Annotated in this window: 10 protein-coding genes; 2 read left to right on the top strand and 8 right to left on the bottom strand. The window is 50.7% G+C overall.

Features of this window, described 5'->3' with window-relative positions; translation table 11 throughout:
• Nucleotides 1-339: 339 nt before the first annotated feature.
• Complete coding sequence (locus tag NG792_RS19875) at nucleotides 340-2,082, top strand: iron uptake porin (protein WP_261236541.1); 1,743 nt, start codon at nucleotides 340-342, stop codon at nucleotides 2,080-2,082.
• Nucleotides 2,083-2,327: 245 nt separating this feature from the next.
• Here the strand turns inward: NG792_RS19875 and NG792_RS19870 are convergent, their stop codons facing one another.
• Entirely contained in the window at nucleotides 2,328-2,765 is a 438-nt protein-coding gene (locus tag NG792_RS19870) for an RrF2 family transcriptional regulator (RefSeq protein WP_261200196.1), read from the bottom strand.
• Between the two features lie 424 nt (nucleotides 2,766-3,189).
• Nucleotides 3,190-3,666, bottom strand: a complete 477-nt coding sequence (locus NG792_RS19865; RefSeq protein WP_261200195.1) for a hypothetical protein — start codon at nucleotides 3,664-3,666, stop codon at nucleotides 3,190-3,192.
• 7 nt (nucleotides 3,667-3,673) lie between these two features.
• Between NG792_RS19865 and NG792_RS19860 the strand changes: the two genes are divergently transcribed.
• Entirely contained in the window at nucleotides 3,674-4,051 is a 378-nt protein-coding gene (locus NG792_RS19860) for a hypothetical protein (RefSeq protein WP_261236540.1), read from the top strand.
• A 678-nt stretch (nucleotides 4,052-4,729) separates the two neighbouring features.
• On the opposite strand, the gene NG792_RS19855 is transcribed toward NG792_RS19860, so the two are convergent.
• The 6 genes from NG792_RS19855 to NG792_RS19830 all read right to left on the bottom strand — a co-directional run bounded on the left by NG792_RS19855 (nucleotide 4,730) and on the right by NG792_RS19830 (nucleotide 15,748).
• Nucleotides 4,730-6,652 (bottom strand): coiled-coil domain-containing protein, encoded by a 1,923-nt coding sequence (locus NG792_RS19855; RefSeq protein ID WP_261200193.1) that lies wholly within the window; start codon nucleotides 6,650-6,652, stop codon nucleotides 4,730-4,732.
• A gap of 818 nt (nucleotides 6,653-7,470) precedes the next feature.
• Nucleotides 7,471-9,657, bottom strand: a complete 2,187-nt coding sequence (locus NG792_RS19850) for a GumC family protein (RefSeq protein ID WP_261236539.1) — start codon at nucleotides 9,655-9,657, stop codon at nucleotides 7,471-7,473.
• Between the two features lie 259 nt (nucleotides 9,658-9,916).
• Nucleotides 9,917-12,661 (bottom strand): SLBB domain-containing protein, encoded by a 2,745-nt coding sequence (locus NG792_RS19845; RefSeq protein ID WP_261236538.1) that lies wholly within the window; start codon nucleotides 12,659-12,661, stop codon nucleotides 9,917-9,919.
• A 207-nt stretch (nucleotides 12,662-12,868) separates the two neighbouring features.
• Nucleotides 12,869-13,591 (bottom strand): cyanoexosortase B system-associated protein, encoded by a 723-nt coding sequence (locus NG792_RS19840; RefSeq protein WP_261236537.1) that lies wholly within the window; start codon nucleotides 13,589-13,591, stop codon nucleotides 12,869-12,871.
• A gap of 87 nt (nucleotides 13,592-13,678) precedes the next feature.
• Nucleotides 13,679-14,569, bottom strand: a complete 891-nt coding sequence (gene crtB / locus NG792_RS19835) for a cyanoexosortase B (protein ID WP_261236536.1) — start codon at nucleotides 14,567-14,569, stop codon at nucleotides 13,679-13,681.
• Nucleotides 14,570-14,608: 39 nt separating this feature from the next.
• Nucleotides 14,609-15,748 carry a DegT/DnrJ/EryC1/StrS family aminotransferase gene (locus tag NG792_RS19830; RefSeq protein ID WP_261236535.1) on the bottom strand — a complete coding sequence of 380 codons (1,140 nt, stop codon included), beginning with the start codon at nucleotides 15,746-15,748 and terminating at the stop codon, nucleotides 14,609-14,611.
• Nucleotides 15,749-16,131: the final 383 nt, after the last annotated feature.

The following is a 16,131-nucleotide window of genomic DNA, read 5'->3' as shown; positions in this document are numbered from 1 at the left end:
GGAAAAAGCCAAGAGTAATTGGTAACAAATGCTACCAGAGAGAATTAAGAGATAAAAGTTCTTGACCGAACTACAGTTTTAGGCCATGATAAAGGCACTCACAACAGGGGTACACTAGCGCCCTAATTTGCGAGCTGATTGATGCCAAAGCTCCCTGGGTGACTGAGCGGGATGACGGAGAAGAGCCCATATCCGTCCCGGGCAAAGTGAACTTCTGTTCGCAAATGGGGGAAAGCCTGTATAATCACTCTGCTGTTGCTGTTGGTTTTGATTTCCCCAACGTAGTCCAGGGGAAAGTATTCCATCGAACTCTAAATTGGTGTGAGGAGAAGAGGGAAAATGTCTAAAGTATTATGGAATTCGCTGTTGGTTAGTCCAGCAGTATTAGCTTCGGCGTTAGTCGGAGCGGCTCTAGGGTCAGGAGTGGGTGCATCCGAGGCGATCGCCTCTGAAATCCCAGCCGACTGGATGCCAACGGCTCAGGCGACCGAATTCGCCACGCCGACTGAATTTTCTGCAAGTGAGGTTGACCCAACCGGGGCGATCGCCCAAGTCCAAGAGGACGCCCCGTCGGCCACAGAAACGGCCAACATCTTACAACAACTCACTGAATACGGAACAGAAGCTGATAGTAGCCTCATCACCCAAGTCACATCCGTATCTCAGTTGCGCGACGTACAACCCACCGACTGGGCATTCCAAGCCCTACAATCCCTGGTTGAGCGCTATCGCTGTATCGCCGGGTATCCCGATGGGACCTTTCGCGGGAACCGGGCGCTGACTCGTTATGAATTTGCAGCCGGTTTAAACGCCTGTTTAGAACGCATCAACGAAATCATTGCCGCTCAAATCGAAGGGGTGCTAGGCAGCGAGGACTTGATCACCCTGCAACGGTTAGTTGAAGAGTTTGGGGCTGAACTCGCCACCTTACGGGGTCGGGTAGATGCCCTCGAAGTCCGGGTCACAGAACTTGAAGCCAATCAGTTCTCCACCACAACCAAACTCTTTGGCGAATCCATCTTTGCCTTATCCTTGTCCGAAGGTGGAAATAGCGTCGGAGGCGAAACCGACAGCGGCGTTCAATTTGGAACCCGCACTCGTTTGGCATTTGTGACCAGCTTTACCGGGAACGACTTCCTATATACCCGACTCCAAATCAACAATCTCGATGCCTTTTCGGGAACCAATACCTTCACCCCGGAAGGCGACCTCAAGTTTGGGGTTGGCCCTTACGGTGAAGGTAGCACCAACGTCGAGCTAGATTGGTTGGCGTATGAAACCAATATTGGCAACGCCCGCGTTGTCTTTCTTCCTGTAGGCGGTATTGTCCCTGACTTTGCCAGCACCATCACCCCCTTGGATGGAGATGGTGGCAGCGGTGCTCTGTCTCGTTTCGGGACCCGCGCGCCGATTTACAACATGGTGGAAGGCTCCGGGATTGGCTTGAATTTTGATGCCGGTCCCGCAGAAATCAGCCTGGGGTATTTAGCTCAAGATGCTGGAACTCCGACCCGTCGCAACGGTCTATTTGACGGCCCTTATGGAGCCTTAGCCCAACTGGTCTTTAAGCCAGTTACAGGATTGCAACTGGGTCTGACTTATGTCAATGCCTATCGCACCGATATGCTTACGGGTAGCCAACTTGCCACCCCCGTTAGCTCCCTGGCACCAGACGATGGGTTAACCACTATCAGCAACGCTTATGGTGTGCAACTCGGTTACGATACGGGAACCTTTGCCTTCGGAGGGTGGGCCGGTTACACCAATGCTCGCATCCTGGACGAAGGTCTAAAAGGCGACCTAGGCATCTGGAACTGGGCCGTTAACTTAGCGGTTAACGCGGGACCTCCGGGTAGCCAATTGGGGCTAGTCGTGGGTATGGAACCCCGAGTCAGCAAAGATGATTTTAATGGGGCCCTTGAAGACCTAGACACTTCTCTGCACGTAGAAGGGTTTTACCAATATCAGCTAACCGAGAATATTGCCATTACTCCGGGCTTTATCTGGTTGACGGCTCCGGATCACAACGATCTCAATGATGATGTGGTGATTGGAACCCTTCGGACCACGTTCAGATTCTAAAATCTGTGCAATTTTCAGGATAAGGGGGGTTCAAACTCCCCTGATTTTTAATTCAGCATCAGAAATACAGGAGCCTTCTAAAGGTTAAGAATTTTAGAGGTTTTCTTCTCAGACTTTGCCATGCACTGTGCATGGCTTTTTTAGTGTTTATTGCTCAGGTTTAAAAGACGAACCGGAATTAATAACAGCAGCCTCTGGCATTGGGAATAGACCGCATTAAGTCCCCGGAGGGTTATGAAGTGGCTTTAAATGTAGTACATAATATCACCCTGCCGCTTAGAATTCCGCAGTTCGCAGACATCTTTCAGGGTATATTTTTGCAAGACAGATTGAGAGGCTTCCTGAGCCTCTTTCCACACATCTCGAATGACTTCATTCTCTAGAGTTTTGGGGGTTGAATCGTTTTCCGAAAGTCCGGCATCCAATCCTTCTATGCAGGTAACGACATCTAAGAGGGTGATTTTCCAAGGTTCCCGAGCCAACAGATAACCGCCTTTTGCACCCCTTTGGCTGCGAACCAGACCACAGCGCCGTAAGGAGGCTAAAAGTTGCTCTAAGTAACGGTCAGGAATATTTTGTTGAGCAGCTATCTGTCGAATTTGTAGCGGCTCTCCTTTATCATATTGGCTTGCTAACTCTAAGAGGGCTAACAGCGCGTATTCACTTTTACAGGAAAGTTCCACTGTTTAAAATACAAGATACGTTTAAGGGCTAAATTGCAAAAATTAGCCACTGGCGTCTATTATACTGCGGTTTTACAGATCTTCTGAGACCCGGATCTTCCCCCTTTTATAGAAATTGTAATTCTTAAGGGGGTTCTAGCTGGGGTTAGGGGATTGAGGCTCCAGACCGTCCTGAACTTTTTTAACCCTCAACGGACCTCATAGAGAAAGCCTACACCCTTGAGAGAGTGTAGGCTTTGCTCTGGTTCAAAGTGTGGGCCGCTTTGATTTGATTACGGCACAGCTCGCCCGAAAGAGGATCCTAACTAACGGCTCTGAAAAAACTCTAGGAGTTCTTTTAACTTCGGAGCAGAAGGGAAAGGCGCAACGCCAATCCCTTGTGAAATTCACCGTTGATTAACCAGAAGCGTTAGAGAGGAGGATTCTATCGACCAGGGATCTGATTTCCAAAGTCTTCTAGGAACAAGTCAAAGTTGAGCTGTGGAATGAACTGGTTATCAAAGCTTTGGAAGCGGATTCCTGTACCTTTGTAAACCAGGTACTCTCCAAAGGTGATGCTACCGTACCGGCCAAATTTGGCGGATTCAAGGGCAGACAGGAGTGAACCAGCCAGGTTGCTGCGATCGAGACGCAAGACCATAAATTGCAATCTTGCTGCGTCCAGTCGCTCGAAGATTGCCACCGCATCACCTGGGTTGGTAGTCCGTGCCACTACACTGGCTAAACTAATGCTGTTATACCCGTCTAGCAGTCCAATTCCACCTCTGGCGAAAGCAGCTTCTGCCGCATTCAAGATGGCTAGGGTGTTAGGCTTGGTTAGGGCAGCCTGGACCAGAGGAGTATTAATCAATTGACCTAAGGGAATCCCTAGTCGGTTGGCAAGACCTTGCAGGAAACTCAAGACATCCGTGGGGATCGGAGGCCCTACGGGCGGGACCACGGGCGGCACTACCGGCGGAACCACGGGCGGTACTACTGGCGGTACTACTGGCGGGACCACTGGCGGTACTACTGGCGGTACTACGGGCGGGACCACGGGCGGGACCACGGGCGGGACCACGGGCGGTACTACTGGCGGGACCACGGGCGGTACTACTGGCGGTACTACGGGCGGGACCACGGGTGGCACTACTGGTGGGACCACGGGTGGCACTACGGGTGGTGTCGGCGGCGTCGGTGTCGGCGTTGGCGGCGTCGGTGTCGGCGGCGGCGCTACGGGTGTTCCGATCGGGACCGCAGGGGTAATCGGATCGGCTGGAATAATCGGTATAGTTACCGGGGACTGAGGGCCTGGAGATCCCTCCTGACCGTTGGCCGGTTCGGCGACTGAGATCGAGATTGCAGAGGCAGTAGCTGCCATACCTACAAATAATAGGCGGCTACTGGATGATTTAAGTTTCGAGAATCGCTGTTTTCCGTTCATATAACCACATCCCGCGAGAATACCCAACTCAAACAAGTTAGGAGGAAGCGATGCGGGTATAGCCGCTTCCTATGGACAGTGGGCCCTCATATTGGAGCGCCGAGAGTTTTTAAACTCAAACTCTAATCGACTGCCCATCAACGTTGACGCAAACACTCCCTAGAGTCTTGGATACAAGACATCTACCATCTGGATCACTTCAATCCCCGAAAAGGAGATGAAGTAGCTGACTGATTTCAACCCTACAACCCTATCTCATTTGGGAACATCAGTGGGGTGGTAGGGTGAAGTTTTCACCCTCTGACTTAACGTCATATTTTGACAGGGTTCTGCTACTCTCTGCATCAAAGGCTTGGGAGTTCCGTAATTTCCTTCCCACTTTGACTGCACAGGTATTTGTAAATACCTATTTACCCTTGATCAGCGATTACCAAACCTGTTCATTGTTTGGGTAATGCCTTTACTTGTTTTATCGTAACTAGAGGTTGCAGTACATTTTTCCCTTTCTCCAAAAAGGAGAGAAAAAGGCCCGCGCTGTTGTTTAAAAAGAAATGCCGTAGACTATACTCAAATTTAAGCGCACCCCATCACCAGCGTTACCTGTTAAATCATTGAGTCCAAAGCTCGCGACCAAGGGAATCCTTTTAAAGGGTACCACAGATAAGCCCATTGTCAAGTCTTGTCCTGTCCACTCGGCGATCGCATGAGCCTGAGAACCCATTGAAGTGGCAAAACTCCCAAATATATTCAATTGGTTCCCCCCCAATTCATCTGTAGGATCGATATTGGGTTCGGTTCGGAAGACCCCATTGCCCACCCCAAGGGTTACAACCCCCAGACTAAAGGGTTTTTCAAGGTCCTCATCGAAAATCAGGACCTTAGTCACCGCGCTATAAAAACTGCGACCTGTATCACTGGCAGCATCTATCCAATCTACGAGATTGATGACTCCCACCGAAACGGAAAAATTGTTCGGGAGCACTCGACTGGCTTGAAGACTGATACTACCTGCACCAAGATTATCAGCCTGTCCTTCCTCATTAGACAGCCCTGTGAGCGCGAGGATGACATCAAAGCCGATCGCCTCTACGGGATCTCCCAACCCCATCGACAAGGAGATTGACCCATCTTCCGACGTATAACGATTTCGGTTGTTAAACTGTGCCCCAATCCCTAGATTCCCCCAAGCCCCACCAAACCCACTTGGGTTATTGAGGGTAATTCCCGGAAAGTTCCCCGGTGACCCCAAGGCAACGGCGAGCTGTTGTAGTTGTCTGTCCGTTAACGAGTCCAGAAAACTCAGCAAAATCTCAACTTCGGCAGCGGGTAGAATAATATCTCCGTCGGTTTCCGCTTGTCGGCGTTGCAGGATTTCGGTTAACTCATTCACTTGCTGGAGTTGCTCCGGGGTGAGGTCCTCTTCTCGGGCTGTTTCTAAAACAACTAGGAGCTCGGCGACTTCTTCCGGAGTAAACCTCCGGGGGGTTGGTAGTTGTGAGTCAATGTTCTCCTCAATTTGAGCGACTTCTTCCTCACTCAGAGAGCCTATTAAGTTTTGGAGCTGTTGCGATCGCTCAGGAGATAAGACCACCACCAGTTCCCCTTGGGCTTCAAGTGCCTGTAGTTCCTCAACTAAACTTTGGATTTCTTCCCTTTGTTGGGGTCGTAAATTTAAGCGTTGGATAATTCTCAGAAATGAGATAAACTCTTGTACCGTTGCGCGATCAAGGCGAGTCCCCTGGGCTAAATCCACACCTACAGCAGATTGGATTTGAGCGCGTTCTTGTTCGGTCAAGGACTCGATCACAGAGAGGACCAGTTGGGTTTGCTCAGGAGATAGAATAGCTTGAGGCTGCCCCTGTGCTTGAATTTCTTCTAAATCTTGAATTAGCCTTGAAATGTCATCCGTTTGCTGGGGCCGAAGTCTTAGCTGTTGAATTCCGCCGAGGATTAATAAAATTTCAGAAATCTCTTGTTGAGTGAATAACCCCACTTGCACTTCAGGCAAATCCAGGGCTTCCTGAATCTGTGAGATTTCTTGGGGGGTTAGGGAACTCAGCAACCCACGAATTTGTTGCGCTTGAGTAGTGGAGAGGACCACCTGGGGCTGCCCCTGAGTTCTGAGTTCTTCTAATTCGCGAATCAGGGATTGGAGCTCCTGAGCTTGTTGGGGCCTTAGTCCTTGTCGTTCGACCTCTCGGAACAAGAGCAGGATCTGTTCGAGTTCTCGTTGTGTGTAGGTAACTACTGACTCCTCGGTTGGAGTAGTGGGTGGAACAGGTCTAGTATTCTGTTTGCTGTTGGGCAACTCAGGAGTCTGCCCGGTGGTGTTCAGGCCCTGAAGGGGGTGAGGATTGGCTAAACTTAATCCTGATGGCAGCACTATGGCTGCACCAATACCGGCCAGCAAACTCAGACGCAATACAAGCTGATGTAAGAACACACCTAAAACTCCCCATACCATGTTTAAACAAGTATCCAGTGAACCACATTGGTCTCCGGAAATACAAGCCTTTCCTATCTATAAATTGTCAAACCTAAGCTCCCCTAGGTGCTTGAGCTTAACGTTGCGTGACGCTCATCTACAATAGCATTGTTCCCGCTCATCAACACACCCAGTTATTTGAACGGACCCTTTAAAATTTAAAACCTGTAAAAAGTTTCGGAATTTTCCGCCGGAAATAAGGCTTCTGGAAAGGCTGAGGGGGAATTTAAGAAAGACCTCTTGGATCCTGACCAAGGTAACAATAATCAGGCTTCTTTCCCCCTTTCAATAACCCCAAATTTTTGTCACATTTTCCTGATATAGCCTAACTTTTAATCACAAGCTGTGAGGCTCGGTAATCAAAAAAAATTAGGGGATTGATGTTATATTTTAAAATAGCTAAAGGGTGATAAGCTGTTTAAAATACTGTAATTTTAAAATAATAAAAGCATAACCCAGAAATTGAAATTGTGGCCGAGGATTCAAACTTATTTTAAGCCCTAGAGCGCCGGTAGAGTCATAGGTCAAACCCGGCTTTCTACAACAGGTTTGTTCCATTTGTGCAAAAATTTGGTCAAGAAACTTGTTTTTTTGTGCCGGGAATTTATAGCGGTTCCTGGACTCATTAGGTACAGGCATTTAGAGGAGTATGTTCTGTAAGCGATGCGCCCTTGCTTCACATCTTGCTCGATGGGGACAAGAGCGAGCAAGATGTGAAGCCGGTGCTTGTTATTCGAGGTGTGGCCAATGAGAAAGGAGCGACTAACACTCAATCGGACTGGAGCCAATAACCCCTACTACCGGCTTGTGCGGGTGGGTATTTTGGAGGGCTTGTTGTCTATTGATTCAAGCTGGGGAGCTTCGGGGCTTTGGGCGAGGGTTAAGGGTGGTTTGGTGGGAATGCTTTCCGGTAGTGCGACGGGAATATCGGCACCATTAATCACAGCGCCTAAGAGTTGGACTGTTTCTGATTCAGTCAGGGGTTCCACATATTCCGTGAGCATTCCGCCTTGGGTGTAGCGGGGGCGAGTGACGAGAATCATCCCATCGCTGAAGGGTTCTAGTAAAAAGGCATCGTTGTTGACGCTGAGTGCAGGAGAGTCCAAAATAACTAAATCAAACCGAGCTCTGGCATCTTCCAGGAGTCGGCGGAATTCGTTGGATTCGATCGCCGCTGCGCTGTTTTTGAGAGGACCTGCACTGGGAACAACGTAGAGGTTTTCAATTTCCGGCGCGAGGCGAATGCATTGGTGGAACTGTCCGTAATAGCGCAGGGGTTCTAGGTTGGCGTCGGGTTCGATCGCCACTTGCAGACTCCGCGCTTGGGAGGGCGATCGCAAATCTGCCTCAATCAATAAAGTCCGCTTCCCTGCACGCGCTGCGGCGATCGCCAAATTATAAGCACACAAAGTTTTGCCCTCTTGAGCAGCCACACTGGTAATCAACAGGACCTTGGGTGCTTTTTCTCCAATCCGCAACAAATTACTGCGGATCTTTTCATAAAACTCCAAATAAGGGGAATCCGGATCCATCAAAATCGGCATTTCGTGAGCATTGAACTCAGGGATAAACACCTCGGGTAAAATTCCCAGAATGCGGAGGTCCTGTTGCTGCAGCGCCCCGCGAACTTCCTCCATCGTATAGAATTTCCCTTCCAGTAAAGAAATGGCAAAAATCAAGGCATTCCCGATAAGGATGCCAACCACCCCCCCCAGGGCGAAAATCAGCGCCGGGGGCTGGGTACTGACTTCGTTTTTAGAAACCGACGTTTCTTGTGCCACACTCAAACTGCTGGACGTTTCCGCTTCAGCAGCTTTCGCATCCGCCAAAGCTTGCTGCATTTTATTGTAGAGGTCTTGCTTAAGTGCTACCTGCTGTACTAAGCGAGTGCGTTCAAGCTCTTTGTTCGGCAGGGTTTTATAATCCCGCTGCAATTGTTGTTCCGTTTGGGTCAGGGAATTCAACTGCTGGACCCAGGTTTCCCGCTGAGTTTGTAAATTCACCAAAGTTTGCGCTAACTGCTGCCTTGCCGGGTCGAGACTACTGTCCTTGCGAATTTGGGCGCTATTCATTAATGGAGCAGCCATCCCTCCCCCACCGATAACTTCTGTCGCTCGCCGCTCCAGCAATTCATTGTAAGAGGTTTCCTGCTTTTGCAACTCAATCATCTGGGGATGGAGCGGGCGGAAATCTTTACTGAGGAGTTCACGCTGGGACTCAATTTGATGGAGAGCTGCTCTCAATTGCGCGATAATCGGGTCGGCGCTGAGGGCTTGGGAGACGTAGGCTTGATCTGCCGTTAATCCCAGGCGCTGTTCTAAACTTGCAAGCTGGGCATCAAGCCCTTCTAACTGTAGGCCAATCTCCCGTTGCTGATTCTGGTTGGCCACGATCGCCCCAGCCAATCCCCCACTTTTGGCAGCCAAAATTGCGACCGCCTCTTCCCGTTCGTACTCTTCGAGTTTCTGTTCCGCCTCTCTAAGTTCCGCCAGCGCTTCCGGCAACCGCTCTTCAATGGTGTCAATCATGCGTCGTAAGGCCGAGGTATTGAGAATTCGGCTTTGCTCAATCATGGCTTCCATGAGCGCTCGCACGGTGGTTTCGGCGGTTTCCCGATTGGGATGAGTATAGCCTAGTTCAATTTGAGGGGGGCCATCCGGTTTAGGCATTTTTAAATACACCTCCTTGACCAATTTTTTGGGGTCTTCATTCACCTGGGTTCCCACTGCCGTCACCACATTCTCAGCCAGGAGAATTTCTTTAGGAAGTGCCTTGCCCTGTTCTTGAATTTGGGTTCCGGTTGCCGAAAACGTCACCGCCGGAGTTGTGTAAGTCAGTGCTCCGCGCGCCCGATAAGTCTCTTCGGGAGGCGGTTGCATTGCCACAAATCCCGCTGCGCCCAAGGTGAGGACAAAAGCAGCGAAGCCAAACCATTTGTATTTACCAAAAGCGATCGCGTAGCGCTTGAGAATGGGTGGAGCCATGATAGGAATAGGGATAAAGATGAAGGATATTAAAGATTAAAAACACAGCGTCTGCTTTCCCTACTCTTCCCTAGAAAAAAGGGCAGACGCACTCCTCTTAATTCTATGGTTTAATTTAGACTTGCTGTAGAGACACTCGCTCCATTGTACCATAAGACCGTCCTGGGCTTATGAGACATCTGGCAAAATAGGGGATTGCTCCCCCTTTCCCCCCTGATTAACACCCATCGGCTTGAGGGAATGAAAGCAAGATTGTCTATTAATTGTCGGTGTTATTTTCATTCTCCTCGCCACCGGGTCCAAAGAGGAGTGTGGCACTATCTCTCAAGGAATCAAAAAACAGTAAAAATCCGAGAACATCCCGGAAAGGTTGAGTAAAGGTCCCCAGGGCATAGGTGATTTTGCCCACCAGATTGCGACCAATGACAATCACGTCATTATTCTCTAACGGTACATTTTGAGCCAGATCCCCGCGCAAGAGTTCTTGGGCATTGATTTCCCGAGTCACGGCTTTACCCTGTTCGGGATCGAAGCGGATCAGGGCAATATTGTTAAGGTCTGCACTCAGGAGGGGAACCGCATTCAGAATATCCGCAAAGGTACTACCACTAGGGACGGGAACGACGCTAATGCCCCCGGCAGGATAGCTTAAGACGCGAACAACAATCTGTGGTACAGCTAGGTTTGAACGAGAGACTAGGACGCGATCGTAATATTCATCGGTGCTGCTTTCTATAGTCGGAACGAAGACCACATCTCCATTAGCTAAGCGCAGCTCGGGAAGTTCAGCCCCTGTCAGCAGGGGGGTGTACAGGTCCAGGACTTCTTCGGAAATTCCACCATTATCCAGCACTCGGCGGACTCGAACTGCCCTTAAATCAGCATTAGAGGTAATTCCTCCAGCCAGTAACATCGCATCGGCAACGGGACGCTCGGAGGGAGGAAGGGTAAAAAATCCGGGTTGGGCCACTTCTCCGAGGATAGTCACATTGACCGGAATGGCCGCAGCTAGGGTGGATTCAGCGACGATGCGGGGGTTATATCCGGGGTCCTGGTTTAATCCCAATTTAGGGACAATGACCACATCACCATTTCCCAGGCGGAACTGCGGTAAAGGGGTGCCAGTTTCCAGGGAGGCGTACAGGTTTACCCGTTCTTCGCTGACGGAGCCATTGGCCATTACCCGACAGATAAGGACACTGCGCAAGTCGGCGGCAGTCGTAATCCCACCGGCAGTCTGTAAGGCAGTGGGAATGGGACTCAGGGAAGGAGCGACTACATGAAATCCCGGTGCTGCTACTTCTCCGAGGACTGTAATGGCGACGGGCTGTTGGGCGGCTAGGGTGGAAGTGGAAACCACGTTACTGTCATAAGTCCGGGCTTCTTCTAACCCGAGTTTAGGGATGATCAGGACATCCCCATTGGCTAGTCGGAGATCGGGGAAGGGGGTAGTGCCTTGTAATGAGGAGAGTAAATTGAGTGATTCTTCGCTGACGCGCCCATCGGGCAGGGTCCGCCGGACCCGAACGCCTCGCAAATCGGCAACGGGAGTGGTTCCCCCGGCAAGCTGTAATGCAGTAGGAATGGGACGGGGGGAAGCGGGGAGGATATAGAATCCGGGTTGGGCGACTTCGCCGACGATGGTAATGCTGACGGGTTGGGGTGTGGATAAGGTGGAGTTGGAAACGAGGTTGTTGTTGTAGTTAAAGGCGGCGTCGTTTAAATCGAGGGTGGGGACGATGACGATATCCCCATTGCCGAGGCGCAGTTCGGGAAAGGGTGCGCCGGTTTGTAAGGGGGTATATAGGTCAACGGTTTCTTCGCTAATCTGCCCATCGGTGAGGACTCGTCGCACCCGTACCGATCGCAGGTCAGCAGCAGGTGTCGATCCCCCAGCAATCACTAAGGCATCTTGGATGGGATTGACTGAGGGTGGGAGATTATAGAATCCCGGACGTGTTACTTCTCCGATGACGCGGATGCCGACACCTTGGGGAGGAGAGAGGCGCGATCGCGCCACGATGTTGCTGTCATTAATCTGCGCTTCACTTAAAGATTGTTTGGGGACAATCACGATATCCCCTTCTTGCAGCAAGAGATCCGGCGGGGGACTGCCTGCTTGCAGGGCAACCAACAGGTTGAGGCGTTGTTGCAAAAACCTGCCATCACCCAAGGGACGTCGGATCAGGATGGAGGTGAGGTCGGATCCGGGCGTCGTCCCACCCACGGCGGCTAAAACTTCTGATATTCTGGCATTTTCTGCGGGAAAGGCATAAAAACCCGGTTGGTTGACTTCTCCGGTAACGGTAATATTCACCGGACGTTTGGCAATTAAGGCCACACTGACTCGGGGATCAACTAAAAATTGATTTAAACCGGATTGAATCCTTTGCTGGGCTTGTTCTGCAGTTAACCCGGCGATCTCTACGGGTCCTAATAACTGCATGACGATTTGTCCTTGGGGATTAACGGACGTTTGAATGCTGATGTTTTGATAGGGTTGGACATCAATGACAATCTGATCCCCAGGGGCGAATGGGTAGGATACTCTGGGGAATTCGCTAACGGGAATGATGGAGGGGTTTTCTAGGAAGGGGTTGGGTTGAGAAGCGGCTGCCGGGATCGGGGCTGGGGGAAGTGTCGGTGGGGCTGGAGGGGGGAGTGGGGCGATCGCCTGCTGAGGTGTGGGGGAGGGCAATCCTTGACGGGGTTGGCAAAATTGGGTCAGTGGAGGGCTGCTGCCCGGAGTCGTCGGGGGGAGTTGAGCCGGAGGCGGGGGGATAGGCGGGCCGGGTTGAATAGAGGGTAAAGATGGAGCTTGGGGGGTGGGTATCCCTTGGGCGAGTTGTGGGGGCAGGGTGGCACTGGCTGCCTGGGGTATTCCACGATAGAAGGCGAGGGTCAACACTGCCCCCAGGGGCATGACCGTAGCTCCCGTATGTAGCGCTGCTAGGGTCAAGGCAGTGAGGTGATAAAACTGTCTGACAGAGGAGGATTCAATCATGAGAACTGATGACAACAACGGGTGAAGGGATTTGGGTTCAGGAGTGGAAGGTTCCCTTAGCTTTTGATGAAAGATGCCGACAGCAAGGCAGATCGGCGTCTTTTTGAGCAAGGTGCTTTCATGAGTAAGGGACCCCGTAGATGCGCCAGTGTTGAGGGGAAATGTTTGTGTAGTCCCCAGGGATTGCCCTTTGTCTTCGTCAGGGGGTCATTCGCTTTTCGTCTGGGGAGTAAAGGGACCCTCGATTAAAGCCTTTTGAATGTTTTGACTTAAGGATTCAACCAGGGGTCGGACTGATTCTATATCGCCGAGGGGTTCTATGGGAATGATAATGTTAATGGCGACCCAGGGAAGGCGGTTTCCCTGGAGTTGGGCGAGGCGATCGCGCCAGAACCAGCTAAAGGGTGTGGGATTTCCGCCCGTGGGCCACCCATACCACTGGGCGATCGCGTAGGTTTGCTCCGTTGTCCATCCTCGGAATAATCGGGCTTTCACCTGAACCGGCTGCTTCGGGTTAGGGGTGGAGTCTGGATTCACCTCAAAGGGTAGCGATCGCTCGGAATCAGTTTTCCACCGCCAAAACCCATCGATATCCATCCACTCCACTTGCGGTTGATGCATCGGACCTGTTTGATTAAGCAACAACAGACCCGCCACAAAGCGATCGCCTTCTTGAATATTCTGCTGTACCCAATTGCGGCCCCCAATTTTTACAATCTGAGGTGCACTGGTTTCCCATCCACTCAGGGTTAACCCTGTCTTTGTCAATTGCTTTAACTCTTTTAAATTGACTAGATTGGGAGGAGAGACCCAAGCCCATTTTCCACTGAAGTAGCTGGGAACTGCCCCTACCGCGAATAGGACTAACATAAATAGCACTAAAGCAACTCGCGCTAGGGAATAATTGTGCAGGAATTTGGGTAGATACATGACTTTCGTGACTCGACATCTTAAGTGATTTATCCCACCGATCGGTTTAGATAATTTTGAGGGGGTGGAAGTCGGCCTGATGGAGTGTTACTGAGGGTCTTCCAATGGGCCAGAAAAATAATGAACAAGCCAATCAATGACACTGAGAGTGGGAATTAAAAGTCCTAACATCGTAGCTGAATAAAGGTCTCCGCCCCATCCTTCATGAAGCCATTCAAACCAATGTTCGTGACCCGCCCCATGAAAGAAGGTCAGAAGGGCATTGCGGATAATATTCCCGATAACGGCGATCGCCACGGTACTGCCTAAAAACAAAATAGTTTTGGTCCGTGACTCATTCGATCCCGTCCAGTAAAGCAACATTAAGGCCACATACAGACTGGTGAGGAGCATTTTTAATCCCGCACAGTGCGGCGCAACTTCTACCACTCGTTGATTAACGAATAGGTAAATTCCTTCTACGGTGACATTAAATCCTACATGGGATAAAAGAAATCCCGCACACCCAGCAATAAAACTTTGTAAAGGCAGGGTATAAGGTGCAATCAAGTAGGGAAGTTGGTTCGGAGTTGCTAGGAAGACTAACAGCAGTGGAAAGGTTAAGAGTTTTAATCCGGGGAATCCTTTGAGCCATAAACAGATTCCCGCCAGAACGATGGGGAAGGATAAATTGACAAAATCGGGTAAGCCGGTGACATAAAAAATTCCCCCGATTCCCATCAAAACCCACCCGAGAGGATGCGTTTGTTGGGGCAGTTTTTGCCATAATTTCCGCTTATCATGCCAGGAAATATAGGCAGCAAAGGGTATCCCAATTAATCCATGACTAAAATATTCATGTTCGAGACTGATGCTTTTATTCATCCACCCGTCGTACCAATGGAAGAGGAGGGGAGTATAAAGTACGCTGAGGATTCCCATCACAATCCACGGGTAATTTTTCTCAAATGAAAAAGGAAGTTTATGCCCAATTTGCATATTTTTATCTGGGGTAACAATAGGGGAAGGGAAAAGGGTTTAACTGACAGCTAATGCGATCGCCTCCACCACCCGCTCAATTTGTGCCGGACTCAAACCCGGATAGAGGGGGAGAGACAAAATCTCTTCACAGAGGGCTTCAGCCTGGGGAAAATCCCCCGGTTGATAGCCTAAATTTTGATAAGCCGGTTGCAGATGACAAGGTAACGGATAATGGATGCCGGTTTGAATGCCTTCGGAACCCAGTTTTTCTAGGAGGGTGTTCCGATTTAGAATGCACTCTTTGGTGATGCGGATCACGTAGAGGTGATAAACGTGACCCTGACCACTGAGGTTGCGGATGGGGAGAATACCCCGATCGCTGAGGGGTTCGAGTAAGGCATCGTACTGTTGAGCGCAGGTATTCCGGGCTTGATTCCAGTCCGGTAAGTAGGGTAGTTTGGCCTGGAGAATGGCTGCCTGGAGGGTATCGAGACGGCTATTGGTGCCGGGATCCAGATGGTGATATTTTTTGGGGGCGCCATAATTGCGTAAGCTTCGCAATTTTTGAGCTAAGTCGCGATCGCTGGTGACGACCATGCCACCATCCCCAAAACAGCCGAGATTTTTACTGGGGTAGAAGCTAAAGGCGGCAGCCACACCCACGCCACCGGCCCGGACTCCTTCTCGTTCGGCTAGGTGCGCTTGGGCAGCATCTTCAACGCAAATCAGATTGTGAGCTGCGGCGAGTTCGGTGAGTCGTCCAGGGGAGACCATTTGCCCGTAGAGATGGACGGGCAATAAAGCGCGAGTTTTGGGGGTAATGGCTTTTTCTAAGGCTTCTAGGTCGATTAAAGCAGTGGAGGGGTCACAATCTACGAGGACTGGGGTGGCTCCGACCCGCAGGACGCCGATCAGGGTGGCGATAAAGGTATTAGCGGGGAGGATGACCTCATCTGCAAGACCAACTCCGGCGGCTTGGAGGGCCAGGGCGATCGCATCGGTTCCACAGGCAACCCCCACTCCGAATTCCACGCCACAAGCTTTGGCGAAGGTATTTTCAAATTCTCCCAGAGCTTGTCCTAGAACAAAATCTCCTCTTTCGATGACAGTTTGGATAGCGCGTTCTATTTCGGCTTGAATCGGCTGGTGTTGTTGGGTGAGGTCAACAAATGGAACAGTTTCAGAAGTGGGTTTCATTATGGTTAAAGAGACTTCAGAATTGAGATTGAGTGGTTTGCACTCTAGTCCGGGAGAAGGGTTTGAGAACGCTTCCCAGGGCTGTGCATCGGTCCCGAGAACGCGATGGAGATGAGGGGAGAATGGGAGGGAGACCTAGGCGATCGCCTGCTTTCCGGCTGGGGTCCCCGAATGAAGGCCGCACCCGTTCCAAATTGCTCCCTCTTCTTTAAGTGTAGGAGGGATTTATCAAGGATGGACTCCCTTTCAATTGTGAAGACTTTGTAAATACTGCCGGTTGTCCCTTTCCCTTCCCTGGGACAGTGGATGGGAGATGCACTTGATCCCTTCTGCGATCGCACTGAGGGCATCTTGTCCTAGGTTAACGAATGGCTCTCTACATC

Origin of the sequence: Laspinema olomoucense D3b (assembly GCF_025370785.1) — a bacterium.
In the GTDB taxonomy this organism is placed as follows: domain Bacteria; phylum Cyanobacteriota; class Cyanobacteriia; order Cyanobacteriales; family Laspinemataceae; genus Laspinema; species Laspinema olomoucense.
Note: the sequence above shows the minus strand (reverse complement) of the source record. Positions and strands in the feature narration are given on the sequence as shown.